We start from the raw sequence: 25,553 nt of genomic DNA on the forward strand, positions 1-25,553 counted from the left end.
TCAGGCTCCTTCGGTGGCGGGGGTGGTGGCGGTGCGGTGCTCGGTGAGGAGCTGCACGAAGCGGTCGAACAGGTCGAGGGTGTCGTTGGGGCCGGCCGCGGACTCCGGGTGGAACTGCACGGAGAAGGCGGGCCGGTCGAGCAGGCGCAGGCCCTCGACCACCTGGTCGTTCAGGGACCAGTGGGAGACCTCGACGCGGCCGAAGCGCGACTCCGGCGCCTCGATCGGCTCGCCGAGGGGGGCGTCCACGGCGAAGCCGTGGTTCTGGGAGGTGATGGCCACGCGGCCCGTGGCCTTGTCCAGCACCGGCTGGTTCGGGCCGCGGTGGCCGAACTTCAGCTTGTAGGTGTCGAAGCCGAGCGCGCGGCCGAAGATCTGGTTGCCGAAGCAGATGCCGAAGAACGGCAGGCCGGCGTCGAGGACCTCGCGCAGCAGCTCCACCTGGGCGTCCGCGGTGGCCGGGTCGCCGGGTCCGTTGGACAGGAAGACGCCGTCCGGGTCCACGGCGCGGATGCCGGCCAGGTCCGTGGCGGCGGGCAGCACGTGCACGCGGATGCCGCGGGAGGCCAGGTGCCGCGGCGTGGCGGCCTTGATGCCGAGGTCGAGGGCGGCGATCTCGGCGATCGGCTCGCCCTCCCAGCCGTGCGCGGCCGGCTCGATGACGTACGGCTCCTCCGTGGTGACGGACTCGGCGAGGCGGGCGCCGGCCATCGACGCCTGGGCGCGCACCTCCGCCAGCAGCTCGGCCTCCGGGCGGGCGGCGTGCCCGCCGGAGAACACGCCGGCGCGCATCGAGCCCTCGGTGCGCAGGCGACGGGTGATGGCCCGGGTGTCGACCTCCCGGATCCCGACGACGCCGAACGCCTCGAGCTCCTCGTCGAGGCTGCGCTCGGCGCGCCAGTTGGACGGACGCCGGGCCGCGTCGCGGACCACGTAGCCGGCGGCGAAGATCGCCCGCGACTCGCGGTCGGCGTCGTTGACCCCGGTGTTGCCGATGTGCGGGGAGGTCTGCACGATGATCTGCCCCGCGTAGGACGGGTCGGTGAGGGTCTCCTGGTAGCCGGTCATGCCCGTGGTGAACACGGCCTCGCCCAGGGTGCGGCCGCGGGCGCCGTAGGCCCGGCCACGGTGGACGGTGCCGTCCTCGAGGACGAGCAGGGCCAGGTCGTCGGTGGGGGTGCTCATCGGGGGTCTCCTTCTCCTGCGCGGCCGGCCGGGTCGGCCGGGGCGGGGTCGATGATGGTCTGCAGGGCGGCGAGGAGCCGGTCGCGGTCCTCGGGACGGTCGGGGCGGAAGGCGGAGGTGAGTTCGACGTCGCCGAGGCGCCAGCCCCAGGCGACGAGCCCGCCCGGCTCGACGAACTTGCCTGCGATCCCGGCGGACAGGCCGGTCTCGACGAGGTCGTCCGCGGGGATGAACAGGTTGGCGGCCCCGGGGCGGAGCACGAGCAGGCCGCGGTGGGCGCCGGCGTCGTGGACCTCGAGGACCGCGCGCGAGCGCAGGCCCAGGCCGTGCACCGCCACGCGGTCCAGCCGGTCCTCGCCGCGCACCGTGCCCACGTGCATGCCCTCCGCGGACAGCGTCGGCTCGGCGTCGTAGAGGGCCGTCGGCACGGGGGCCGGGGCCGGGATCCCGGCCTGCGCCCGGCGGCGTGCCCGCCACCCGAGGGCCAGCAGGCCGAGCAGCACGAGGACGACGGCCAGGGTGCCCAGGGTCACCGGCAGCCACACGTCCGCGTAGTCCTTCGTCGGGGTCCGCGGCGGGACGGGGCGGGCCGCCAGGGCGGCGGCCAGAGGGGTGATGCTCACGCGCGCTCCCCCGTCTCCGTCAGGGCCGGGTGGCGGTACGGCCGGGCGGGGGCGCCGTCGGCGACGACGCGGGCACCGCGATAGACCGTGTGGCGCACCGCGCCCGGCAGCTCCATGCCCCGGTAGGGGCTGTTGCGGGACTTGGTCACGTGCTGCTCGGGGTCCACCGTGCGGCGGGCCTGCGGGTCCACGAGCACGAGGTTGGCCACGGCGCCGACGCGTGGGACGCCGCGCTCGTCGGCCTGGCCCTGATCGGTCAGGCCGGCGATCCGGGCCGGCGCCGTGGACATCACGCGGGCGACGCCGGCCCAGTCCATCAGGCCGGTGTCCACCATCGCCTGCTGCACCACGGACAGGGCGGTCTCGAGGCCCGTCATGCCCATCGCCGCGACCGTCCACTCGCACTGCTTGGTCTCGGCGGTGTGCGGGGCGTGGTCGGTGCCCACGGTGTCGATGGTGCCGTCGGCCAGGCCGGCGCGCAGGGCCAGGACGTCGGACTCGCGGCGCAGCGGCGGGTTGACCTTGAACACGGGGTCGTAGGAGCGGACGAGCTCCTCGGTGAGCAGCAGGTGGTGCGGGGTGACCTCGGCGGTCACGGCCACGCCCTGGGCCTTGGCCCAGCGGATCAGCTCGACGGAGCCGGCCGTGGAGACGTGGCACACGTGCAGGCGGGAGTCCACATGCTGGGCCAGCAGCACGTCACGGGCGATGATGGCCTCCTCCGCCACGGCGGGCCAGCCGGCCAGGCCGAGGACGCCGGAGAGCTCGGACTCGTTCATCTGGGCGCCGGCGGTGAGGTTCGGCTCCTGCGCGTGCTGGGCCACGAAGCCGCCGAAGGACTTCACGTACTCGAGCGCCCGGCGCATCAGCACGGCGTCGTGGACGCACATGCCGTCGTCCGAGAACATGCGCACGCGGGCCTGCGAGTCGGCCATCGCGCCGAGGTCGGCCAGGGCCTCGCCGGCCAGGCCCACGGTCACCGCCCCCACGGGGTGCACATCGCACCAGCCCGCGTCCCGGCCCAGCCGCCACACCTGCTCCACCACGCCCGCGGTGTCCGCCGTCGGCGTCGAGTTGGCCATCGCGTGGACGGAGGTGAAGCCGCCCATCGCGGCGGCGCGGGTGCCGGTCTCGACCGTCTCCGCATCCTCCTTGCCGGGCTGACGCAGATGGGTGTGCAGGTCGATGAGCCCGGGCAGCAGCACCAGGCCGGCGCAGTCGACCTCCTCGGGGCTCGGCTCGAGGCCGGCGGCGTGGGCCGGGGCGTCCGGGCCGAGGGCGGCGATCCGGCCCTCGGCGACGAGCACGTCGGCGGTCTCGCCCGTGGTCAGGCGCGCGCTGCGCAGCAGCAGGGGGGCGGGGCTGGGGGCGCTCACGGGCGGACCTCCTGGTCGTGGTTGAGGACGAGGTGCAGGACCGCCATGCGGACGGACACGCCGTTGGCGACCTGCTCGAGGGCGGTGTTGCGGGGCGAGTCCGCCGCCGCCGGGCTGATCTCCAGGCCGCGGTTCATCGGGCCGGGGTGCATGACCACGGGCTCGTCGAGCAGGGCGCCGCGGCCGGCGGTGAGGCGGGCGAAGCGGTCATCGGTCAGCCCCCAGGTCCGGGTGTACTCCCCCGCGGACGGGAAGAAGGCGCCGCCCATCCGCTCGGCCTGGACGCGGAGCATCATGACGGCGTCGGGGCCGGCGTCGAGGGCCTCGTCGAGCGAGTAGGTGACCTGGCACGGCCACGCGGCCACGCCCACGGGCAGCAGGGTGGGCGGGGCGGCCAGGGTGACCTGTGCGCCCAGCGTGCTGAGCAGCCACACGTTGGACCGGGCCACGCGCGAGTGCAGGATGTCGCCCACGATCACCACGCGCATGCCGGTCAGGTCCCGGCCGACCAGGTCCTCTCCCGTCGCCGCGGCGAGGCGCCGGCGCAGGGTGAAGGCGTCCAGGAGGGCCTGGGTGGGGTGCTCGTGGGTGCCGTCGCCGGCGTTCACGACGGCGGAGCGCACCCACCCGGAGTCGGCCAGCTGGCGGGCCGCGCCGGAGGACCAGTGGCGCATCACGATGGCGTCCGCGCCGATGGCCTCGAGCGTCTGGACGGTGTCCTTGAGCGACTCCCCCTTGGAGACGGACGAGCCCTTCGCGGAGAAGTTGATCACGTCCGCGGAGAGCCGCTTGGCGGCGGCCTCGAAGGAGATGCGGGTGCGGGTGGAGTCCTCGAGGAAGAGGTTCACCACGGTGCGGCCGCGCAGGGCGGGCAGCTTCTTGACCTCGCGCTGGTTGACGGCGGCCATCTCCTCGGCGGTGTCGAGGACGGCGAGGGCGTCGGCGCGGGAGAGGTCGGCGGTGGACAGCAGGTGGCGCACGGCTCAGCCCTCCCGGGTCGCGACACGGTCGACGATGCTCACGGCGTCCTCGGTGACCTCGCCGGTGCCCTCGGGGCCGTCGACCTCCAGGAGCCGGACCTGGACGCGCTCGGCGGTGGAGGTCGGCAGGTTCTTGCCCACGAAGTCGGCGCGGACGGGGAGCTCCCGGTGCCCGCGGTCCACGAGGACGGCCAGGCGCACGGCGGCGGGGCGGCCCAGGTCGGCGATCGCGTCCAGCGCGGCCCGCACGGTGCGGCCGGAGAAGAGGACGTCGTCCACGAGCACCACGACGGCGCCGTCGAGGGGGACCTCGGGCAGGCGGGTGGGCATCGGGGTGCGGGCCGTGCCGCGGCGGAGGTCGTCCCGGTAGAGCGTCACGTCCACCTCGCCGACGGCGGCGGTGGGGTCGAAGGCCGGTTCGATGCGGGCCAGCAGGTCGCCGAGCCGCCGGGCCAAGGGGGCTCCGCGGCGCGGGATCCCCATCAGGACGAGGCCCTCGGTGCCCTTGTTGGACTCGAGGATCTCGTGGGCGATCCGGGTCAGCGCCCGGTCGATCTCGGACGCGGACAGCACGGTCCGGGCAGCACGAGGTGCGGCGGGATCAATTCCCATGCCGGCGCCTCCTTCCCCGCCTCACAGGACGGCTCTTAAAGGATGCGTGGTTCGCCCCCCCGGGCCCCTCTCGGCGCCCGTGCGGGACGTCGTCGACTCTACCAGCGAGGCCCGCCCCCACGGCGCGGATGACGCGGTGTGGGACGGGCCTCATGACGGAGCTCTTGGCGGCTCAGGCGAGCAGTGTCGGCTTGACCTGCTGCAGGCGGCCGAGCAGACCGTTGACGAACTCGGGCGAGTCGTCCGTGGACAGCTGGGCGGCCAGGGCGACGGCCTCGGAGATGGCGACGGCGTCCGGCACGTCGTCCTGGAACAGCAGCTCCCAGGCCCCCACGCGCAGGATCGCCCGGTCGACGGCCGGCATGCGGTCCAGGGACCAGCCTCGGGAGTAGGAGCTCAGGGCCTCGTCGAGCCGCTCCTGGTCCGCGATGACGCCCTCCACGAGCCGCTGGGTGTAGGCGTTGACCTGCAGGTCGGTGCTCTCGCGGCGGGTGCGGATGCCCTCCAGCACGGTGGAGCCGCGCTGCTCGGCCTCGAACAGGATCTCCACCGCACGCTGCCGGGAGCGGCTGCGCGCCGTGGTCCCCCGCTTGGCAGCGGAGCCGGCGGAGGCCCGCTCAGTCATTGACGCGGCCGAGGTAGTCGCCGGTGCGGGTGTCGACCTTGACGCGGGTGCCCTGCTCCACGAAGAGCGGCACCTGGATCTCGGCGCCGGTCTCCACGGTGGCGGGCTTGGTGCCGGCGGACGAGCGGTCCCCCTGCAGGCCCGGCTCGGTGTAGGTGATCTCCAGGACCACGGACGCCGGCATCTCGAGGTACAGCGGGGTGCCGTCGTGCAGGGCGATGACGACCTGGGTGTTCTCCAGCATGTACTTCGCGGCGTCACCGACCACGGTCCCGGGCACGGTGATCTGGTCGTAGTCCTTGACGTCCATGAACACGTAGTCCGCGCCGTCCTGGTAGAGGTACTGGTAGTCGGAGCGGTCCACGGTGGCGAACTCGACCTTGGCGCCGGCGTTGAAGGTCTTGTCCACGACCTTGCCCGTGGTGATGTTCTTCATCTTGGTGCGGACGAACGCGCCGCCCTTGCCCGGCTTGACGTGCTGGAACTCGATGACGTTCCAGAGCTGGCCCTCCAGCTTCAGGACGGCACCGTTCTTGATGTCGTTGCTCGTTGCCACGTGTGTGTGCTCCCGATCGGTCTCGCGGACCGTCACGGGTCCGCCTGCAGTGGGTGGGGTCTTGGATGTGCGCGGGCCAGTCTACGGGAGGCCCTGCGCGGGGCCGGGGTCAGCGGCGGCTCACTCCGCGATCTCCTGGTACGCCGCGAAGAGCAGGGACGCGTCCGGGATGTCCACGGTGGCGGGCTGCGCGAGCCCGTCCAGCAGGACGAAGCGCAGCTGGTCGCCGCGGTTCTTCTTGTCCCGGCGGATGCCCTCGAGCAGGGTCTGCCACCGGTCCCCGCGGTAGGAGACGGGCAGGCCCAGGGCCGTCAGCACCGACCAGTGCCGGTCCGCGGTGGCGTCGTCGAGCCGGCCGAGGGATCGGGCCAGCTCGGCCGCGAAGACCAGACCCACGGACACCGCGGCGCCGTGGCGCCACTGGTAGCGCTCGGCGAGCTCGATCGCGTGCCCCATCGTGTGGCCGTAGTTCAGGGCCTCGCGGGCGCCCGACTCGCGGGGGTCGCGGGAGACGATGTCCGCCTTCACCCGGATCGAGCGCTCGATCAGCTCGCGCAGCCGCGCGGAGTGCGGGTTCTGGGCCTGGGCCGGGTCCTCCTCGATGAGGTCGAGGATCGCGGGGTCGGCGATGAAGCCGCACTTCACGACCTCGGCCAGGCCGGAGATCAGCTCGTTGGCCGGCAGGGTGAGCAGCGTGTCCAGGTCGGCCAGCACGCCGGCCGGATTGTGGAACGCTCCCACCAGGTTCTTGCCCTCGGCGGTGTTGATGCCGGTCTTGCCGCCCACCGCCGCGTCCACCATGCCCAGCAGGGTGGTGGGCATGTGCACGACGCGGATGCCGCGCAGCCACGTGGCCGCCACGAAGCCGGCCAGGTCGGACACGGCGCCGCCGCCCACGGAGACGATCGCGTCCGACCGGGTGAAGTCGTTCTGGCCGAGCACCTGCCAGCAGAACCCGGCCACCTGCAGGTGTTTGCCCTCCTCGGCGTCCGGGATCTCGGCGGTCAGTGCGGTCAGGCCCACGGCCTCGAGGTCGTTCTTGACGACGTCGCCGGTCGCCCGAAGCGCGCGCGGATGGATGACCAGCACGCGTCGGACGGTCGGGCCGAGCATGTCCGGTAGGCGCGCGAGCAGGCCCCGGCCCACCACCACGTCATAGCCGCCGTGCACGGCCGCCTCGTGGCCGCCCGCCACGGGGATGACCGTCACGTCCTCGGGTGCGGCCGGAGCGGCCGCGGGCGCCGCCCCCGGGGTCTCCTGCTCGGTGATGTCCGGCTGACGGTCGGTCATGGGTGTGACTCACTCCTTCGGGGGCGGTGGGCGTCCCCCACGATACGCCAGGCCGCCTCGGCGGCCGTCAGGCCTGTGGTGTCGAGCACGAGGTCGGCGACCTCCCGGTACAGCCCCTCGCGTTCGGCGAGGATGCGCCGCCAGGTCCCGGCGGGATCGCCGGCCAGGACGGGACGGCCCGTGCCGCCGCCCACGCGACGCAGCGCCTCCTCCTCTCCGACGGCGAGGTAGACGACGTCGGAGTCCGGCCCGGCCATCGCGCGGCGGGTGCCCGGATGCAGGACGGCGCCGCCGCCGCACGAGAGGACGCACGGGGTGGGACGACCGAGAACATGGCCGATGACGCGCGCCTCCTCCGCCCGGAACGCGGCCTCGCCGTGTTCGGTGAAGAACGCGGGGATCGGGCCGTGGACCTGGGTGAACAGCTCGTCGGAGTCGACGAAGGGCAGCCCGGTCACGGCGGTCAGGGCCCGGCCGACCGTCGTCTTCCCGGCACCCATCGGGCCGACGAGGACTACGCGCCGGGCCAGGCGCGCGTCCGGGTCCTCGTCGGCCGCGGCGGCCACCGAGGCCGCGGCCGTCAGGCGCGCCTCGAGGGCGCCGGTCATGGCCTCCCACGGACACACGGTGACGGGCCCGGGGACGGGACGCGTGCTCGGGTCCGGTCCCGGGGCCGGCGCGGTCCCGGGGGTGTCGGTCACGGCAGGGGGTCGCCCATCGGTCCGTCCGTCACGACGTCGGCGCCGGGCTCCGGCAGGGCGGGGACCGCGGCCTGGAACGCCTCGAGGTTGCGGCGCGTCTCGGCCACGGAGTCGCCGCCGAACTTCTCGAGCATCGCGTCGGCCAGGACGAGGGCGACCATGGCCTCGGCGACGATGCCCGCCGCGGGCACGGCCGCGACGTCGGAGCGCTGATGGTGGGCCGTGGTCTCCGCGCCCGTGGCGACGTCGACCGTGGGCAGCGCGCGCGGCACCGTGGCGATCGGCTTCATCGCGGCGCTCACGCGCAGCAGCTCGCCCGTCGACATGCCGGCCTCGATGCCGCCGGCCCGGTCGCTCGTGCGCCGGGGGCGGCCGTCCGCGCCGCGGGCGATCCCGTCGTGGGCGGCGGAGCCGCGTCGGGCTGCCGTGGCGAACCCGTCGCCGACCTGCACGCCCTTGATGGCCTGGATGCCCATGAGCGCCCCGGCCAGCCGCGCGTCGAGGCGGCGGTCCCAGTGCACGTGGGAGCCCAGGCCGATCGGCACGCCGTACGCCAGCACCTCCACGACGCCGCCGAGGGTCTCCCCGGCGCGGTGGGCGTCGTCGACCTCGGCGACCATCGCCGCCGAGGTCTGCGGGTCGATGCAGCGGACCGGGTCGGCGTCGAGGCGGGCCTCGTCCTCGGGGACGGGGAACGGGTGGCCCGCCGGCAGGGCCGCCTCCCCGAAGGCCACGGTGTGGGAGACGATCCGCACGCCGAGCTCACCGAGGAAGGCGCGGGCGACGGTGCCCAGGGCCACGCGTGCGGCGGTCTCGCGGGCGGAGGCGCGCTCGAGGAGGGGGCGGGCCTCGTCGAAGCCGTACTTCTGCATGCCGGTCAGGTCGGCGTGGCCGGGCCGCGGGCGGGTGAGCGCCGCGTTGCGGGCCAGACCGTCGAGCTCCTCCGCGGGGACGGGATCGGCGGCCATCACCTTCTCCCACTTGGGCCATTCCGTGTTGCCCACCTGGATCGCCACGGGCGAGCCGAGGGTGCGGCCATGGCGGACACCGCCGAGGATCGTCACCGCGTCCTGCTCGAACTTCATGCGCGCGCCGCGGCCGTACCCCAGGCGGCGGCGCGCGAGCGCGTCCTGCACGTCCTGCGTCGTGACCGGGATCCCGGCCGGCAGTCCCTCAACGATTCCTGTGAGCGCGGGGCCGTGAGACTCCCCCGCTGTCAACCAGCGCACCATGGCGTGCAGTCTCTCACGCGCGGGGCACCGCGCCGCCACGTGTGACCGGACGGGACGCGCCGGATCCGCCGTCCGGCGCTCAGCCGGCGGCCGGCCCCAGGGCGTCCGCCGCGGCGCGCGTCACCGCCGCCCAGTCCGGCTCGGGCATCCCGGCCGCGGCGCGGGGCCGGGCCGTGAACAGCCGGATCTGCTCGACGCCCTGGTGCAGCAGCATGGACAGCCCCGACGCCACCGGACCGCCCTTCCGGGACCAGGCCGCCGCCAGCACGGAGGGCCACGGGTCGTAGGCCGCGTCCAGCAGGGGCGGCAGGGCGGCCTCGGCCGGCACGTGTGCGGCCAGGGCGTCCGCGGCGCGCGGCGGCAGGGTGGCGACGACGGCACGCAGCCCCGGCGCCCGCCGGAGCAGATCCGCCTGGGTCAGGGTCGCCCAGCGCAGCCCGAGCGCGTCGGCCAGGGCCGTCACCTCGGCGGCGCGGGCGGCGTCGCGGACGCCGAAGAGCACCGCGTCCGCGCCGAGCGTGGCGGCGGCGAGGACGGCCGCCGTCGCGGTCCCCCCGTTCCCGAGGACGCCGACGGTCCCGCCCCGGGCGGCACGGTCGAGGCCGGCCGCGGCGAGGGCGCCGAGGATGCCGTCCACGTCCGTGTTCTCGGCGTGGACGACCCCGGGGGCGGCGGGATGGTCGCGCACGAGGGTGTTCGCGGTGCCCAGGAGCCGGACGCGGTCGCTGACGTGCCCGGCGGCGGCGACGGCCGCCCGCTTCAGCGGCATGGTGACGGAGCAGCCGAGCCAGTCCTGCCCGCGGGCCGCGGCCGCGCCGCCGTCGGCCGCGCCCGGGGCGCCGAGGTGCTCGGCCGCGAAGGCGAGCACCTCGCCCTCGCCCAGGTCCCGGCGGCCGTAGTCGACGTCGAGGCCCAGGACCCGGTAGGCGGCCGCGTGCAGCACCGGGGAGAGCGAGTGGGCGATCGGCCGGCCCAGGACCGCCGCGTGCAGCACGGTGCGCATCAGCACACCCCCGGATTGGACGCGCAGTAGCGCTGCAGGGTGCGCACGTGCTGCTGGTGCTCCTCATAGGTGCGGGAGAACTCGGTGTGGCCGGTGCCGATGTCCGTGGTCACCCAGTAGTAGGCGTCCGTCTCGGCCGGGTCGAGGGCGGCCTCGACGGCCGCGTCGGAGGGCATGCCGATCGGGCCCGGCGGCAGGCCCGGGTGCACGTACGTGTTGTAGGGGTTCGAGGCGTCCTGGCGCTGGCCCGAGGTGAAGCTGAGGCTGCGCACGCCGAGGCCGTACGTGACGGTCGCGTCGATCTGCAGGAGCCCGTGCGTCTCGGTGTTGTCCGGGGCGAGGCGGTTCTCGATGGCGCCGGCCACCTGCCGGTAGTCCTGGGGCAGGGCCTCCGCCTCGAGGATGGAGGCGATCGTGAGCACGCGCCGCTGCTCGGCCGGGTCGCGGACGTCGAGAGACTCGAGCTCGGCGAGGGTGGGCCGGATCAGGGCGTCGAGCACCTGGTCGGCGGTGGCGTCGACGGGGATGCGGTACTCCCCCGCGTCGAGCCAGCCCTCGAGCGTGCCCGCCTCCGCGGGGACGCCGTAGCGGGTCAGGTCCTGGGCGGCGGCCTCGAGCTCCTCGCGGGGCAGCCCCGTGGCCTCGGCGACGGCGTCCAGCACCTCGGTGAGTCGCCGGCCGCGCTCCACGAGCACGTAGTGGACGGCGCCGTCCGTGGCGCCCTGGAGCACCGCGAGGGCGTCGGCCGCGGGCATCCTCTCGCGCAGCACGAAGTCACCCGAACGCACGAGACCGCTGTGCGTGTCCCGGGCCGCGCGCTCGAACGCACGGGCGGAGCCGACGATGCCGGCCCGGTCCAGGCGGGCCGCCACGGAGCCCAGGTCCTCGCCCGGCTCCACTGAGAACGTCACCTCGTCACCCTCGACGGCCGTGTGGTCGGAGCCGCTCAGGAAGCCGCGCACGATCAGCCCGACCACGACGGCGAACGCCACGAGGACGGTGCCCAGCACCAGCGCGGTCCGCCGCCGACCGGCGCCGCGGTCGACCCGCGGGGCCGGGTGGGACCCGGAGCCCCGGCGACGCAGGAACGTGCGAGGCCGGCGTGGGCCGGCCGCGTCGACCGGCTGGGACGGGGCGCCGAGATCGGCCTCGTCCGCCTCGTCGTGGACGAAGCCGAACACGTCGAGGTCGTCGTGGACGTCGGCCTCGTCGCCGAGCAGATCGTCCCAGTGGTCCTCACCACGAGCGTGCTGGTGCTCGCCGGTCACCGGATCTGCTCCCGGTCCTGGCCGGCCCAGCGTCCGGTGCGGCGCTGCTCGTCCACGGCGGCCTGCAGGATCGCGACAGCGGCCGCCTGGTCGATCACGCCGCGGCTGTCCTTGACCGACCGGCCCGCGGCCCGCAGTCCGGCCTGCGCGGAGACCGTGCTGAGCCGCTCGTCGACGAGCCGGACCGGCACGGGGTGGCTCACCTCGACGAGGGCGGCGGCGACGGCGTCCGCGTAGTCGAGGGCGTCCTGCGTGGACGGCGTGTGCTCGCCCCGCAGATTCACCGGCAGGCCGACGTACACGGCGACGACGTCGAGCTCGCGTGCGTGGGCGACGAGCTCGTCCACGTCACGACGTCGACGCGCATCCCGCCGCAGGGTGGCCACGGGGGTGGCGATCAGGCCGTCGGGGTCGGCCGAGGCGACGCCCACGCGGGCACGGCCGACGTCGACGCCGAGGGTGCGCCCCCGGCGCACGGCGTCGCTCGCCACGGCGGCCCCGTCCTGACCTGCGCTCACGTCCGCCTCAGGCCGCGCGCACCGCGGCGACGACGGCGTCGAGCGCATCCCCGACGCGCGTGACGTCCTGGCCGCCGCCCTGGGCGACGTCGTCCTTGCCTCCGCCCCCGCCGCCGAGCACGCCGGTGGCGATCTTGACCATGGCGCCCGCCTTGAGGCCGGCCGCGCGGGCGGCCTCGTTGGTCGCCACGATCACGAGGGGCCGGCCCTTGGCCTCGGCCGTGAGGGCCACGAGCACGGGGGTGCCCGCCGCGTTGCCGCCGGCCGACTCGATCCGGGCGCGCAGGTCCAGCGCGAGGGAACGCAGCTGGTCCCCGGCCACGTCGCCGGCGTGGTGCGCCAGCACCCGCACCGCCGTCCCGGCGGAGGTCGTGACGTCCTGGGCCTGCCCGGCGAGCTGGCCGGCCTGGGCCTGCAGCGCCTGGGCCCGCAGCTCCGCGACCTGCTTCTCGGCCGCCTTGAGCCGGTCCAGGGTGGCGCCGATGCGGTCCTTGAGCTCCTCGGCCGGGGCCTTGAACATCTCCGAGAGCTCGGAGACGAGGGTGCGCTCCGCGGCGAGGTGGCGGAACGAGTCCAGGCCGACGAGCGCCTCGACGCGGCGGTTGCCCGAGCCCACGGACTGCTCGCCGAGCAGGGTCAGCGAGCCGATCTGCGCGGTGCGGCCCACGTGGGTGCCGCCGCACAGCTCGCGGGACCAGGCGCCGTCGATCTCCACGACGCGCACCCGGTCGCCGTACTTCTCGCCGAACAGGCTCATCGCGCCGAGTGCGCGCGCCTCCTCGAGGCTCATCTCCTGAGTGAGCACGGTGTGGTCGTCGCGGATGGCGATGTTCACCACGTCCTCGACCTCGGAGCGGGCCCCGGCCGAGAGCGACTCGGCCCAGCGGAAGTCGAAGCGCAGGTAGCCCTCCTTGTTGAAGGAGCCGGACTGCGTGGCCTCGGGGCCGAGGACCTGGTGCAGCGCGGCGTGCACCAGGTGGGTGCCGGAGTGGGCCTTCTCGCCGTCGAGGCGGCGCTGCAGGTCGATGGCGCCGAGGGCCTGCGCGCCGGCGGCGACCTCGCCATCGAGGACCTTGACCTTGTGCACGGACAGCCCCTTCACGGGGGCCTGCACGTCGAGCACCTCGAGGCGGAAGCCGTCGCCGGTGATCAGGCCGGTGTCCGCGGCCTGGCCGCCGGACTCCGCGTAGAACGGCGTGGCGTCCAGGACGAGCTCGAGCTCCGTGCCGGCGCCCGCGGACGCGACCTCCTCGCCGTTCTGCAGCAGGCCGCGCACCACGGACTCGGTGGTGTGCTCGGTGTAGCCGGTGAAGTGGGTCTGGCCCTCGGCGCGCAGGCGCTGGTACACGGCGGTGTCCGTGTGGCCGGACTTCTTGGCCTTGGCGTCCGCGCGGGCGCGGTCGCGCTGCTCGGCCATGAGGGCGCGGAACCCGGCCTCGTCCACGGCGACGCCGGCCTCCTCCGCGATCTCCAGCGTCAGCTCGATCGGGAAGCCGTAGGTGTCGTGCAGCTCGAACGCGTCCGGGCCCGCGATGCCGCCGCCCGCCGAGCGGGCCTGGCCCACCGCGGCGTCGAGGCGGGCCGTGCCCGCGGCGATGGTCCGCAGGAACGCCTTCTCCTCGGCGTAGGCGATCCGGGAGATGCGCTCGAACTCGTCCGCCACCACCGGGTAGGTGCCCTTCATCGCGTCCCGGGAGACCGGCAGCAGCTCGGGGAACACGGGCTCGGTGACGCCCATCAGGCGCAGGGCGCGGACGACGCGGCGGATGAGGCGGCGCAGCACGTAGCCGCGGCCCTCGTTGCCGGGACGCACGCCGTCGCTGATCAGCATCAGGGCCGAGCGCACGTGGTCGGCCACCATGCGCAGGCGGACGTCGTCGTCGTAGTGCGGATCGGCCGGGTCCTCGGTGGAGGTGTAGGAGCGACCGGCCAGCTGCGCGGCGCGGTCGAGCACGGGGCGGACCTGGTCCGTCTCGTACATGTTCTCCACACCCTGGAGGATCATGGCGAGCCGCTCGAGGCCGAGACCGGTGTCGATGTTCTTGTGCTCGAGCTCGCCGGCGATGTCGAAGTCGTCCTTCGAGCGGACCGCGGAGAGGCGGTACTGCATGAACACGAGGTTCCAGATCTCGATGTAGCGGGTGTCGTCCGCGGCCGGGCCGCCGTCGACGCCGTACGCGGGGCCGCGGTCGTAGAAGATCTCCGAGCAGGGGCCGCCCGGGCCGGGCTGGCCGGTGTTCCAGTAGTTGTCGTCCTTGCCCATGCGCTGGATGCGCTCGGGACGGACGCCCACGTCCTCGCGCCAGATGCGCTCGGCCTCGTCGTCCTCGCGGTACACGGTGACCCAGAGGCGCTCGGGGTCCAGGCCGAAGCCACCGTCCTCGACCGAGGACGTCAGCAGCTCCCAGGCCATCGGGATGGCCGTCTCCTTGAAGTAGTCGCCGAAGGAGAAGTTGCCGCACATCTGGAAGAAGGTGCCGTGGCGGACGGTCTTGCCGACCTCCTCGATGTCCGCGGTGCGGATGCACTTCTGCACCGAGACGACGCGCGGGCTCGGCGGGGTCTGCTCCCCCAGGAAGTACGGGATGAACGGGACCATGCCGGCCACCGTGAACAGCAGCGACGGATCCGGCGAGACGAGCGACGCCGACGGCACCACGCGGTGCCCCCTGGACTCGAAGAAGGCGGTCCAGCGGCGGGCGATCTCCTGGGACTTCATGCGGGGGTGTCCTTCTGCGTGGTGGTGGTCTGGGGGCGGGCGGCGCCGTGCGACGGCGGCTCCACGGTCTCCCCGGAGATGATCGGCCCCGTGTGGGGCAGGTAGGGGGCGGCCCAGGGGGCCTGGGCGCGCACGCGGTCGGCCAGGCGCCGGGCACCGTCCTGCAGGGCGGCCGTGGCGGCGTCGGCGGCGGCCTCACCGGCCTGGCGGGCCAGACGCTCCGGGTCCAGGCGGGCGGAGAACCCCGCGCGCCCCCCAGCGGAGCCGGGGCCCGACGTCGGCGCGTCGGTCCCGTCGGTGGCCGGGTGGGCACGGTCTCCGAGGGCGCGGTGTGCGAACCAGCCGGATGCGGCGCCGGCGCCGACGAGCAGCAGCGAGCGGAGCATGGCGGGGGCCTCCTTCGGACGGCGGGGATTCCGGCCCCACCTTACCGGGCGCGGCGCCGATCCCCGGCGGCGGGCCCGGGGGACGCCGCAGGCCCGGCCACCTCCGAGAGGTGACCGGGCCTGCGGGACGCGCGGGGCGCCGTCGTCCGGGACGGACCCGGACGGGGCGGATCAGCGCGCGTAGTACTCGACCACGAGCTGCTCCTCGCAGGTCACGGGGACCTCGGAGCGCTTCGGGCGACGGGTGAGGGTGGCGCGCAGCTTGTCGATCTCCACGGTCAGGTAGCCCGGGGTGGCGGGCAGGACCTGCTGGTGGGCGCCGGCGGCGGCCAGCTGGAAGGGGACCATCTTCTCCGAGCGCTCGTGCACGTGGATCATCTGGCCCTCCTTCACGCGGAACGAGGGGATGTCCACGCGCTTGCCGTCCACCAGGATGTGGCGGTGCACGACGAGCTGGCGGGCCTGCTGGATGGTGCGGGCGAAGCCGGCGCGCAGCACGAGGGCGTCGAGGCGCTGCTCGAGGAGCTCGACCAGGTTCTCACCGGTCAGGCCGGCGGTGCGCTTGGCCTCCTCGAAGTAGCGGCGCATCTGGGCCTCGCGGATGTTGTACTGGGCGCGCAGACGCTGCTTCTCCTTGAGGCGCACCGCGTAGTCCGAGTCCTGCTTGCGACGGGCGCGGCCGTGCTGGCCGGGGCCGTACGGACGACGCTCCATGTACTTCTCGGCCTTGGGGGTCAGCGCGATGCCCAGGGCGCGGGAGTGCCGCACGGTGCGGCGGGTGCGAAGGTTGCCACTCATGGTGGACCTGCCTTTCCTTGACGTGCGGCACGGTTCGGGTTTGTCTCGAGGTCTCGTCCGGGCGCCGGGGCGCACGGGTCAAGGGGACTCGAACCTGGCCTCCCCGCGATCCTGAGGAGAGCTGAGGGGCGTGCCGCCGCCCGTCATCCACTGATGCGCTGCGCGTCCCTCGCCCGGGCACGCGGGTGTCCCGTGGACCGTTCGAGGGGGATGCGTCCGGGGCACAGCGCCTGCCAGACAGCGGACCACTCTACCAGAGCCGGGGCGGCGCCCACACTCTGGCGGGCGGGAGGGCGCCCGCCGTCATTCATCGCGGATGATCCGGCGCAGCGCGGCCACCTGCTCACCGAGCCGCTTCTCGTGGCCGATGGCCTTGGGCCGGTAGTAGTCCTTCCCCACCAGAGGGTCCGGGGCGTACTGCTGACGCGCCACGGCGTGCGGCTCGTCGTGGCTGTAGACGTAGCCCTGGCCGTGGCCGAGGGCCGCCGCGCCGGGGTAGTGCGCGTCCCGCAGGTGCGCCGGCACCGCGCCCGTGTGGCCGGCCCGCACGTCCGCGATCGCCTCGTTCACGGCGGTGTAGCTCGCATTGGACTTCGGCGCGGTGGCCAGATGCGTCACGGCATGCGCCAGGATGATGCGTCCCTCCGGCATGCCGATCAGCTGCACGGCCTGGGCGGCGGCCACGGCGGTCTGCAGCGCGGTCGGGTCGGCCATGCCCACGTCCTCGGACGCGGAGATGATCAGCCGCCGGGCGATGAACCGGGGGTCCTCCCCCGCCTCCAGCATCCGGGCGAGGTAGTGCATCGACGCGTCCACGTCCGAGCCGCGGATGGACTTGATGAAGGCGCTGATCACGTCGTAGTGCTGGTCGCCGTCCTTGTCGTAGCGCTGGACGTGGTGGTCCATCGCCTGCGCGGCGTCCTCCTCCGTGACCGCGACGGCGCCCTCCCCCGCCCGGCCGACCTCCCGCGCCTTGTCCAGGGCGACGCCGGCCGCGGCCTCCAGCACCGTGAGCGCCCGCCGCGCGTCGCCGCCGGCCATCCGCACCAGGTAGTCCCGCGCGTCGTCCTCGAGCACCACGGCCCCGTTGAGCCCGCGCTCCTGGGTCACGGCACGGTCCAGCAGCCCGACGATGTCGTCGTCCGTGAGCGGACGCAGCGTGAGCAGCAGCGACCGGGAGAGCAGGGGTGCGATCACCGAGAAGGACGGGTTCTCCGTGGTCGCCGCCACGAGCACGACCCAGCGGTTCTCGACGCCCGGCAGCAGCGCGTCCTGCTGCGCCTTGGAGAAGCGGTGGATCTCGTCGAGGAACAGGACGGTGGTGCGGCCGTAGAGGTCGCGTTCGCGCTGGGCCTGCTCCATCACCTGCCGCACGTCCTTCACGCCGGCCGTGATGGCGGACAGCTCCGTGAACGTGCGCCCGGGGACGCGCGCGATCACGTGGGCCAGCGTCGTCTTCCCGATGCCCGGCGGCCCGTACAGGATGACCGAGCTCGGTCCCGCGGCGGAGTCCGGATCGGGCTCGGCGAGCTTGCGCAGCGGGGAGCCCGGCCGCATGAGGTGCCGCTGGCCCAGCACGTCATCCAGCGTGCGCGGGCGCATGCGCACGGCCAGCGGCGCGCCGGGGTGCGGGGCGGCCACGGTGCCGGCCGGGCCGTCGTCGTCGGCCCCGGTGTGCGCGGCGCTGAAGAGGTCGTCCATCGGGTCCAGGGTAGTCCTCGGCCGGCGGGCGCGAGGGTGGCATCATGGCCGCATGAGGCCCGCCGCCCCGCGCACCGACCACACCCACGTCCTGCTGCTGCGCGGGATCAACGTGGGCCGGAGCAACCGCGTCGGCAAGGACACGCTGATCCGCTGGGCCCAGGCCGCCGGCGGGGAGGCGGTCACCACCCACCTGGCCAGCGGCAACGTCCTGTTCCGGGCCTCCTCCGACGCGGCCGCGGAGGGCGTGCGGGAGGGGTTCGCACGACGGGCGCGTGAGGAGGGCGGCCTCGATGTTCCCGTGGTCCTCGTGGGCGTGGGCACGCTCCGACGCGCCCTGGAGCTGCACGACGCGCTCCCCTGGGCCGGCGGCGCGCCGCAGCGCACCCAGCTCACCGTGCTCGAGGACGACCCCGCACCCGAGGCGGCCACCGCCCTGGCCGCGCTCGACCACGGGGACGACCGACCCGCGGGGCCCGATCGCACGGCCCTCGAGGGACGGCTGCTGTGGACGCGCTGCGCCACGGGGGTCGCCGACTCCCCGCTCACTCCGGCCCGCCTCGACCGGGCGCTCGGGGTGCGCGGCACGGCCCGGAACCTCACGACGGTGCGGGTGCTCGCGGGGCTGCCGGCTGGGGACTGACCTCGGCGGACAGCACGCGGGGCGTCCGGCGACGTCGACACCCGCGGGACACCGCGCGCTGGCCGGGACGTCACGGACCGTTCACATCCGTGCGATGGGGTGACCCCGTCCTCCGCCTCCCTGCCCTGACTGGAGCATCCATGCCTCGCCTCGCACACCTCGCCACGGCCGTCACCGCCGCGACCCTGTCCACGGCCTTCCTCGCCCCGGCCTCCCTCAGCGCGCCCGCCCCGCACTCGGCCACGGCCCAGCGCGCCGCCATCGCCGCCAACCCGTCCGGCAAGAGCGTCGAGCTCACCCGCGCCGGCACCCACGAGACCGGCGTGTTCGGCGAGTCCGCCGCCGAGATCCCGGCCTTCGACGCGGTCTCCGGCCGCCTGTTCGTGGTGAACGCGCAGCGCGGCGCCGTCGACGTCATGCGCCTGGGCGCCGACGCCGCCCCCGTGGCCGAGCGGACCCTCTCCGCCGAGGGCCTGCACACCGCAGACGGCTCCGTCACGGACAAGGGCGCCACGGTGAACTCCGTGGCCGTCTCCGGCGGCGTGATGGCCGTCGCCGTGGAGGCCGCCGAGAAGACCGACCACGGCTGGGTCGTGTTCTTCGACACCACCACCCTGCGCTACCTCGGCGGGGTGCGAGTGGGCGCCCTGCCGGACTCGCTGGCCTTCTCCCCGAACGGGGCGTACGTGGTGGTCGCCAACGAGGGCGAACCGGCCGACGACTTCTCCGTCGACCCGGAGGGCACGATCTCCGTGGTCTCCGTGCCGAAGAACGCCCAGCAGTTCTCCCGCCTGACCCAGGACGCGGTGCGCACCGTGGACTTCCGCGCCTATGACGCCGGCACCGCCCTGCCCGCCGGCGTGCGCGTCTCCGGCCCCGATGTGGCCGTGCCCACCGGTCACGAGCCCGCCGGTCGGGTGGCTCGCAACCTCGAGCCGGAGTACGTCACCATCGACCCGACCGGACGCACCGCCTACGTGTCCGTGCAGGAGGCCAACGCCGTCGCCGTCGTGGACCTGAAGTCCGCCACGCTGGAGGACCTCTGGGCGCTGACGCCCACCGATTGGTCCACCGAGGGCATGCTGGACGCCTCGGACAAGGACGGCGGCATCGAGCTGGGCCACTGGCCGGTCTACGGCCTGCCCATGCCCGACGGCATCGACACGTACCGCTGGCGCGGTCAGAACCTGGTCGTCACCGCCAACGAGGGTGACGGGCGGGAGTGGGGCGACTTCAACGACTCCGAGCGCGTCAGCGACCTGGACCTGTGCGCCGCCGAGTTCCCGGGGGCCAAGGCCCTGCAGAAGAAGGATGCCCTGGGCCGCCTGAAGGTGCTCACCGACCTCGGCTACGACTCTGAGCGCGAGTGCCACTCCTCCTTGACCACACTGGGCGGCCGGTCCTTCTCCATCTACACCGCGGACGGCACCCGCCTGTTCGACTCCGCCGGCATGATCGAGGAGCAGATCGCCCGGCTCGTGGCCGCCGGCGAGCTGCCGGAGCACGCGTTCAACGCGGACAACGACGAGACCCCGTCCGGGGACTCCCGTTCGGATGACAAGGGGCCCGAGCCCGAGTCCGTGGTGGTGGGCACGATCCAGGGCCGCACCTACGCGTTCGTGGGCCTCGAGCGCATCGGCGGCGTGATGGTCTTCGACATCACCGACCCGCGGAACGCCACCTACGTGGACTACGTCAACGACCGTGACTGGGATGCCGCGGGCGACGACGCCGCAGCCGGCCTGGGTGACATGGGCGCCGAGGGCCTGGCCTTCGTGCCGGCCCACGAGTCCCCCTCCGGCTCGGCCCTGCTGATCGTGGCCAACGAGGTCTCCGGTTCGACCACCGTGTACGAGGTGAACCCCGGCCGCGGCCGCTGAGCCCCGGGGGCACCCGAGCGCGCCGATGGCAGGATGGCTGCATGCGTGCCGTCTGCCAGAGAGCCCAGTCCGCGTCCGTGACCGTCGACGGAGAGGTCGTCGGCTCCTTCGCGGGTGAAGGACTGGTGATCCTGCTCGGAGTGTCGGTCACGGACACGGCGGCTGTGGCAGAGCAGGTGGCCCGCAAGGTGGCCGGGCTCCGCATGCTCGACGGCGAGCGGTCCCTCACCGACGCCGGCGCCCCGGCGCTCGTGGTCAGCCAGTTCACCCTCTACGGGGACGTCCGCAAGGGACGTCGCCCGTCGTGGACCCGCTCCGCCAAGGGCGAGCAGGCGCAGCCGCTGTACGAGCGGTTCATGGCCGAGCTGGAGTCCTCGGGCGTGCGCGTGGAGCGCGGGGTGTTCGGCGCGATGATGGACGTCTCCCTCACCAACTCCGGGCCGTTCACGCTGATCGTGGACTCGGACGAGCTGGCCGGCCCGCGGCACGGCTGAGGCCGGGCCGCAGCACGACCTCTGCCACCGATCTGTTGCGGAAACGACCCTTCCGGCGCCTTGGGTGAGGCCCGGAAGGGTCGTCTGCGCAGATGATCCCCCGTGCCCGCTCCGACGGCGGGCCCGCCGCGGGCCCGGATCAGGCCTCCGGCTCGGCCTCGGCCTTCGTCGGCTCCGGCTGCGCGTCGACGCCGGCTTCCTTGCGCTGCTGGGCGGTGATGGGCGCCGGGGCGGCGGTCAGCGGATCATAGCCGTTGCCGGTCTTCGGGAAGGCGATGACCTCGCGGATCGACTCGGTGCCGGCCAGCAGGGCGACCACGCGGTCCCAGCCGAACGCGATGCCGCCGTGCGGCGGGGCGCCGTACTTGAAGCCCTCGAGCAGGAAGCCGAACTTCTCGTTCGCCTCCTCCGAGGACAGGCCCATGACCTCGAACACACGCTCCTGCACGTCCTGACGGTGGATGCGGATGGAGCCGCCGCCGATCTCGTTGCCGTTGCACACGATGTCGTACGCGTAGGCCAGGGCCGAGCCCGGGTCGGTGTCGAAGGTGTCCGCGAACTCCGGCTTGGGCGAGGTGAACGCGTGGTGCACGGCGGTCCAGGCGCCCGCGCCCACGGCGACGTCGCCCGAGGCCACGGCGTCGGCCGCCGGCTCGAACATCGGCGCGTCCACGACCCACACGAACGCCCAGTCGGCGTCCTTCGCGGCCACGCCGTCACCGGCGTCGGTGAACAGCCCGCAGCGACGGCCGATCTCCACGCGGGCCGCACCCAGCAGCGCGCGGGACTCCTTCGGCTTGCCGGCGGCGAAGAACACGCAGTCGCCCGGGTTCGCACCCACGGCGGCGGCCAGGCCGGCCTTCTCCTCCTCGGAGATGTTCTTGGACACCGGGCCGGTCAGCTCGCCGTCCTCCTGGATGAGCACGTAGGCCAGGCCCTTGGCGCCGCGCTGCTTGGCCCACTCCTGCCACGCGTCGAGGGTGCGGCGGGCCTGGGAGGCGCCGCCCGGCATCACGACGGCGCCCACGTACTCGTTCTGGAACACGCGGAACGGGGTGTCCTTGAAGTACTCGGTCAGGTCCGTCAGCTCGAGGCCGAAGCGCAGGTCCGGCTTGTCCGAGCCGTAGTTCTCCATCGCCTCGGCGTAGGTCATGCGGCGGATCGGCGTCGGCACGTCCACGCCGACGAGCGCCCACACGGCCTTGACGATCTTCTCGCCGAGGGCGATCACGTCGTCCTGCTCCACGAAGGAGGCCTCGATGTCCAACTGGGTGAACTCGGGCTGACGGTCAGCCCGGAAGTCCTCGTCGCGGTAGCAGCGGGCGATCTGGTAGTACTTCTCGATCCCACCCACCTGCAGCAGCTGCTTGAACAGCTGCGGTGACTGCGGCAGGGCGTACCAGGAGCCGGGAGCCAGGCGGGCCGGGACGAGGAAGTCGCGGGCGCCCTCCGGCGTCGAGCGCGTGAGTGTCGGGGTCTCGACCTCCACGAAGCCCTCGCCGTGCAGCAGCTCGCGCGCCGTCCGGTTGACCTCGGAGCGCAGGCGCATGATGCGCGAGGGCTGCGGGCGGCGCAGGTCCAGGTAGCGGTGGCGCAGCCGGGCCTCCTCGCCGACCTCCACGTGCTCGTCCACCTGGAACGGCAGCGCGGCGGCGGTGTTGAGCACCGTCACGGTCTCCGCGATCAGCTCGATCTCACCGGAGGGCAGGTTCGGGTTCTCATTGCCCTCGGGGCGGCGCTCGACCGTGCCGGTGACCTGCAGGACCCACTCGTTGCGCAGCGGGTCGAAGTCCGCCTCGTCCCGCACCACGACCTGGGCGAAGCCGGAGGCATCGCGCAGGTCCACGAAGGCCACGCCGCCGTGGTCGCGCCGCCGCGCCACCCAGCCGGTGACGGTGACGGTCTGGCCGATGAGCGAGGCGTTGAGCTCGCCGAGGGAGTGGGTGCGCAGCACGAGGATCCTCTCCGTCCGGTCGCCGGACGATGTGCGGGGTTCATGTGATGGTCGACGCCGTGTGATACGCCTGCGGGGCGGGCGCGCGCCGTTCCCGTCAGTCTAGTGCCCCGCCCGCATTGCCCCAGCCCAGGAGGACCCCGTCATGACCGCCGCCCTGCAGCGCCGCCTGACCCTGCTCCACGCCGTCGCGATCGGCCTCGGCTCGATGATCGGCGCGGGCGTGTTCACCGCGATCGGCCTGGCGGCCGCGCTCACCGGCGGCCACCCGGGCCTGCTGTACGCGGCCCTGGCGGTCGCGGCCGTCGCGGCCCTGTGCAACGCCCTGTCCACGGCGCAGCTGGCCACCGTCCACCCCGAGTCCGGCGGCGCCTACGTCTACGGCCGGCGGCAGCTGCACCCGTGGGCCGGCTTCGTCGCCGGCTGGGGCTTCGTCACGGGCAAGACCGCGTCGGTGGCCGCGATGGCGGCCACCCTCGGCCTGTACCTCTTCCCCGACGACGCCGCCGCGGCCCGGTGGACGGGCGTGGCCGCCGTCGTCGTGCTCACCGGCGTCGCGATGGCGGGCGTGACGCGGACCGCGCAGGCGACGACGGCGATCCTCGTGCCCGTGCTCGCCGTGCTCGTGCTGGCCATCGGCGCGGGCCTGACGCGCGAGGCCCCCGGGGGCTCGGCCGCGGCGCTCGGCGTCGACTCCCCCGTGCAGGGAGTGCTCATGGGCGCGGGCGTCCTGTTCTTCGCGTTCGCCGGCTACGCGCGCGTGGCCACCATGGGTGAGGAGGTCATCGACCCCGCACGCACGATCCCGCGCGCCATCCTGATCGCCCTCGCCGTGACCGTGGCGCTGTACCTGCTGCTCGCCACGGCGCTGATCTCGGGCCTCGGGACCTCCGGGCTGGCCCGGTCCCCGGCGCCCGTGCGCGACCTGCTCGAGACCGCCCTGGGCTCCGGCTGGGGCTGGGTGGCCGTGGCCGGCGCCGCCCTCGCCGCGGCCGGGGCCATGCTCAACCTGCTGACGGGCATCTCCCGCACCGCCCTGGCCATGGCCCGCGAGTCCGACCTGCCCCGCCCCCTGGCACGGGTCCATGCGGGGACCGGCACGCCGTGGACGGCTCAGCTGACGGTGGCCGTGGCCGTGATCCTGCTCCTGCTCACCACGGACATCCTCACCGTGGTGGGCTTCAGCTCGTTCGGCGTGCTCGTCTACTACGCGGTGGCGAACCTGTCCGCCCTGACCCTGCGCGGGGACGACGGCCGCCGCCCGGCCCGGCCGCGCCCGCTGCGCGTCCCGCGCGCCGTCAACGTGCTCGGCCTGGCCCTGTGCCTGCTGCTCGCCTTCAGCCTGCCGCCGATGTCCGTGGCCGCGATGGCGGGCGTGTTCCTGATCGGGGTGGGCGGGCGCGCGTTCGTGCGGGCCGGGCGCCGCCGCCGGTGACCCGACGCGCGGACGGGTGTCGGCGTCGCACGCCGGGGCCGACGCACCGGCCCGCCCGCTCAGTCCTGCGCGCGGGCGACCTGCGGCAGCAGGTCCTCGGCCGGCGGGGTCCAGTCGGCCGGGTCCGCGGCGTGCTGCTCGCCGGAGCGGATGTCCTTCACCTCGTGGACCCGCGCGCCGGCGTCGTCCCGGCCCATGAACCAGACGAACGGGATGCCGCGGCGATCCGCGTACTTGATCTGCTTGCCGAACTTCTCCGCGGACACCGCGACCTCCGCGGGGATGCCGCGCTCCCGCAGCAGGGCCGCGACGTCCTGGGCCTCGGACCAGTCCTCGTCCGCCGTCAGCGCCACGTACACCGCGGTCGGCACGGAGCGGGAGGCCACGGCCATCTGCTGGGACAGCATGCGCATCACCAGCCGCGTCACGCCGATGGACAGTCCGACACCGGGGAACACGCGGTTCCCCTTGGACGCGAGCGCGTCGTAGCGGCCGCCCGAGCAGATCGAGCCGAGCTGCTCGTGGCCCACCAGGACGGTCTCGTAGACGGTGCCCGTGTAGTAGTCCAGGCCGCGCGCGATGGACAGGTCCGCCACGGCGCGCCCGGGGGCGCGGCGGTGCAGGGTGGCGACGACGTCGGCCAGCTCGGTCAGCCCCTCCTCGAGCAGCTCGTGGGTCACCCCCAGGGCGCGGACCCGCTCGACGAACGAGGCGTCCGGCGTACGGATGTCCGCCAGGGCCAGCGCCTGCGCAGCCTGCTCGGGGCTCGCGCCGACCTCCTCCTGGAGCAGCCGCGCGACCTCCTCCGGGCCGACCTTCTCCAGCTTGTCGATGCTGCGCAGCACGCCGGCGGTGTCCTCCAGGCCGATGCCCCGGTAGAAGCCCTCGGCGAGCTTGCGGTTGTTCACGCGGATGAGGAAGTCGCCGATCGGCAGGGCGCCGAGCGCCTCGGCCATCACCAGTGCGACGTCGGCGTCGTACCGGGGCGAGAGGGCGCCGTCGCCGACGACGTCGATGTCCGCCTGGGTGAACTCGCGGGCGCGGCCCTCCTGGGGGCGCTCCCCGCGCCAGACCTTCTGCATCTGGTAGCGACGGAAGGGGAAGGCGAGGTGGCCGGCGTTCTCCACGACGTAGCGGGCGAACGGCACGGTGAGGTCGAAGTGCAGGGCCAGGCGCTTGGGGTCGGCCGGGTCCCTGGGATCGCGCCGGCCCGCGGCGACCTCCTCGTCCTCGGCCAGGCGCGAGACCGCGTAGACCTCCTTGTCCACCTCGCCCTTGCGCAGCAGCTGGCCCAGGGTCTCCACGGCACGGGTCTCGATGCCGGCGAACCCGTGCAGCTCGAAGGTCCGCCGCAGCGTGTCGAGCACGTGCTGCTCCACGAGTCGCTCGGCGGGCAGCCACTCGTGGAAACCGGACAGGGAGGCCTTGCGGGACATGGCGATCCTTCGAGACGACGACGGCGGGGACGCACGACGGTCCCCCGCCGGCGCACCGGCCCATTCTAGGCGCGGGCGCTGTCCGGCCCGGTACGCTGGCCCTGTTCGTGTCCATCCCGACCGGCCGCATCCCTCGAC

General features: G+C 74.2%; 23 protein-coding genes. 4 read left to right on the forward strand and 19 right to left on the reverse strand.

The annotated features are described in order from the left end of the window. The 17 genes from carA to AC3RKA_RS06210 all read right to left on the reverse strand — a co-directional run bounded on the left by carA (position 1) and on the right by AC3RKA_RS06210 (position 17,573). Complete coding sequence (gene carA / locus AC3RKA_RS06130) at positions 1-1,185, reverse strand: glutamine-hydrolyzing carbamoyl-phosphate synthase small subunit (protein WP_489726996.1); 1,185 nt, start codon at positions 1,183-1,185, stop codon at positions 1-3. Next, on the reverse strand, positions 1,182-1,808 hold the full coding sequence (locus AC3RKA_RS06135) for a PH-like domain-containing protein (protein WP_489726997.1): 627 nt from the start codon (positions 1,806-1,808) through the stop codon (positions 1,182-1,184). The genes carA and AC3RKA_RS06135 overlap by 4 nt, the downstream gene beginning before the upstream one ends. Next, a complete protein-coding gene (locus AC3RKA_RS06140; RefSeq protein WP_489726998.1) occupies positions 1,805-3,184 on the reverse strand; it encodes a dihydroorotase in 1,380 nt (459 codons plus the stop codon). Before AC3RKA_RS06140 ends, AC3RKA_RS06135 begins: the two co-directional genes overlap by 4 nt. Further along, positions 3,181-4,164, reverse strand: coding sequence for an aspartate carbamoyltransferase catalytic subunit (locus tag AC3RKA_RS06145; RefSeq protein ID WP_036313715.1), 984 nt, complete (start codon positions 4,162-4,164; stop codon positions 3,181-3,183). Before AC3RKA_RS06145 ends, AC3RKA_RS06140 begins: the two co-directional genes overlap by 4 nt. A gap of 3 nt (positions 4,165-4,167) precedes the next feature. Further along, positions 4,168-4,776, reverse strand: a complete 609-nt coding sequence (gene pyrR, locus AC3RKA_RS06150) for a bifunctional pyr operon transcriptional regulator/uracil phosphoribosyltransferase PyrR (protein ID WP_489726999.1) — start codon at positions 4,774-4,776, stop codon at positions 4,168-4,170. Positions 4,777-4,948: 172 nt separating this feature from the next. Continuing rightward, entirely contained in the window at positions 4,949-5,401 is a 453-nt protein-coding gene (nusB, locus tag AC3RKA_RS06155; protein ID WP_049145306.1) for a transcription antitermination factor NusB, read from the reverse strand. Then, complete coding sequence (gene efp, locus AC3RKA_RS06160; protein WP_489727000.1) at positions 5,394-5,957, reverse strand: elongation factor P; 564 nt, start codon at positions 5,955-5,957, stop codon at positions 5,394-5,396. The genes nusB and efp overlap by 8 nt, the downstream gene beginning before the upstream one ends. 120 nt (positions 5,958-6,077) lie before the next feature. After that, positions 6,078-7,247, reverse strand: a complete 1,170-nt coding sequence (gene aroB, locus AC3RKA_RS06165; RefSeq protein ID WP_489727001.1) for a 3-dehydroquinate synthase — start codon at positions 7,245-7,247, stop codon at positions 6,078-6,080. Continuing rightward, a complete protein-coding gene (locus tag AC3RKA_RS06170; RefSeq protein ID WP_489727002.1) occupies positions 7,244-7,948 on the reverse strand; it encodes a shikimate kinase in 705 nt (234 codons plus the stop codon). Before AC3RKA_RS06170 ends, aroB begins: the two co-directional genes overlap by 4 nt. Next, positions 7,945-9,180, reverse strand: coding sequence for a chorismate synthase (aroC, locus tag AC3RKA_RS06175; RefSeq protein WP_002857035.1), 1,236 nt, complete (start codon positions 9,178-9,180; stop codon positions 7,945-7,947). The genes AC3RKA_RS06170 and aroC overlap by 4 nt, the downstream gene beginning before the upstream one ends. A gap of 79 nt (positions 9,181-9,259) precedes the next feature. Further along, positions 9,260-10,183, reverse strand: a complete 924-nt coding sequence (locus AC3RKA_RS06180) for a shikimate dehydrogenase family protein (protein WP_489727003.1) — start codon at positions 10,181-10,183, stop codon at positions 9,260-9,262. Continuing rightward, entirely contained in the window at positions 10,183-11,451 is a 1,269-nt protein-coding gene (gene mltG, locus AC3RKA_RS06185; protein WP_206396374.1) for an endolytic transglycosylase MltG, read from the reverse strand. The genes AC3RKA_RS06180 and mltG overlap by 1 nt, the downstream gene beginning before the upstream one ends. After that, positions 11,448-12,017, reverse strand: a complete 570-nt coding sequence (gene ruvX / locus AC3RKA_RS06190) for a Holliday junction resolvase RuvX (RefSeq protein WP_060775677.1) — start codon at positions 12,015-12,017, stop codon at positions 11,448-11,450. The genes mltG and ruvX overlap by 4 nt, the downstream gene beginning before the upstream one ends. After that, positions 11,977-14,688 carry an alanine--tRNA ligase gene (alaS, locus tag AC3RKA_RS06195; RefSeq protein ID WP_489727004.1) on the reverse strand — a complete coding sequence of 904 codons (2,712 nt, stop codon included), beginning with the start codon at positions 14,686-14,688 and terminating at the stop codon, positions 11,977-11,979. Before alaS ends, ruvX begins: the two co-directional genes overlap by 41 nt. Then, positions 14,685-15,074 (reverse strand): hypothetical protein, encoded by a 390-nt coding sequence (locus tag AC3RKA_RS06200; RefSeq protein ID WP_206397366.1) that lies wholly within the window; start codon positions 15,072-15,074, stop codon positions 14,685-14,687. Before AC3RKA_RS06200 ends, alaS begins: the two co-directional genes overlap by 4 nt. A 171-nt stretch (positions 15,075-15,245) precedes the next feature. Then, positions 15,246-15,872 carry a 30S ribosomal protein S4 gene (rpsD, locus tag AC3RKA_RS06205; RefSeq protein ID WP_002857042.1) on the reverse strand — a complete coding sequence of 209 codons (627 nt, stop codon included), beginning with the start codon at positions 15,870-15,872 and terminating at the stop codon, positions 15,246-15,248. A gap of 303 nt (positions 15,873-16,175) precedes the next feature. Continuing rightward, complete coding sequence (locus AC3RKA_RS06210; protein ID WP_489727005.1) at positions 16,176-17,573, reverse strand: replication-associated recombination protein A; 1,398 nt, start codon at positions 17,571-17,573, stop codon at positions 16,176-16,178. Between the two features lie 52 nt (positions 17,574-17,625). Between AC3RKA_RS06210 and AC3RKA_RS06215 the strand changes: the two genes are divergently transcribed. The 3 genes from AC3RKA_RS06215 to dtd all read left to right on the forward strand — a co-directional run bounded on the left by AC3RKA_RS06215 (position 17,626) and on the right by dtd (position 20,590). Beyond that, complete coding sequence (locus AC3RKA_RS06215) at positions 17,626-18,216, forward strand: DUF1697 domain-containing protein (protein WP_049159145.1); 591 nt, start codon at positions 17,626-17,628, stop codon at positions 18,214-18,216. Between the two features lie 140 nt (positions 18,217-18,356). After that, a complete protein-coding gene (locus tag AC3RKA_RS06220; protein WP_049159142.1) occupies positions 18,357-20,096 on the forward strand; it encodes a choice-of-anchor I family protein in 1,740 nt (579 codons plus the stop codon). Between the two features lie 41 nt (positions 20,097-20,137). Next, positions 20,138-20,590, forward strand: a complete 453-nt coding sequence (gene dtd, locus AC3RKA_RS06225; RefSeq protein ID WP_002857049.1) for a D-aminoacyl-tRNA deacylase — start codon at positions 20,138-20,140, stop codon at positions 20,588-20,590. Positions 20,591-20,729: 139 nt separating this feature from the next. Here dtd and aspS read toward each other — a convergent pair whose 3' ends face one another. Next, positions 20,730-22,544 (reverse strand): aspartate--tRNA ligase, encoded by a 1,815-nt coding sequence (aspS, locus tag AC3RKA_RS06230; protein ID WP_049159140.1) that lies wholly within the window; start codon positions 22,542-22,544, stop codon positions 20,730-20,732. A 145-nt stretch (positions 22,545-22,689) separates the two neighbouring features. Between aspS and AC3RKA_RS06235 the strand changes: the two genes are divergently transcribed. Then, positions 22,690-23,979 (forward strand): APC family permease, encoded by a 1,290-nt coding sequence (locus AC3RKA_RS06235; RefSeq protein ID WP_049159138.1) that lies wholly within the window; start codon positions 22,690-22,692, stop codon positions 23,977-23,979. Positions 23,980-24,038: 59 nt separating this feature from the next. On the opposite strand, the gene hisS is transcribed toward AC3RKA_RS06235, so the two are convergent. Continuing rightward, complete coding sequence (gene hisS / locus AC3RKA_RS06240; protein WP_489727006.1) at positions 24,039-25,415, reverse strand: histidine--tRNA ligase; 1,377 nt, start codon at positions 25,413-25,415, stop codon at positions 24,039-24,041. Between the last annotated feature and the right edge of the window lie 138 nt (positions 25,416-25,553).

Source organism: Micrococcus sp. iso_229, assembly GCF_058072725.1.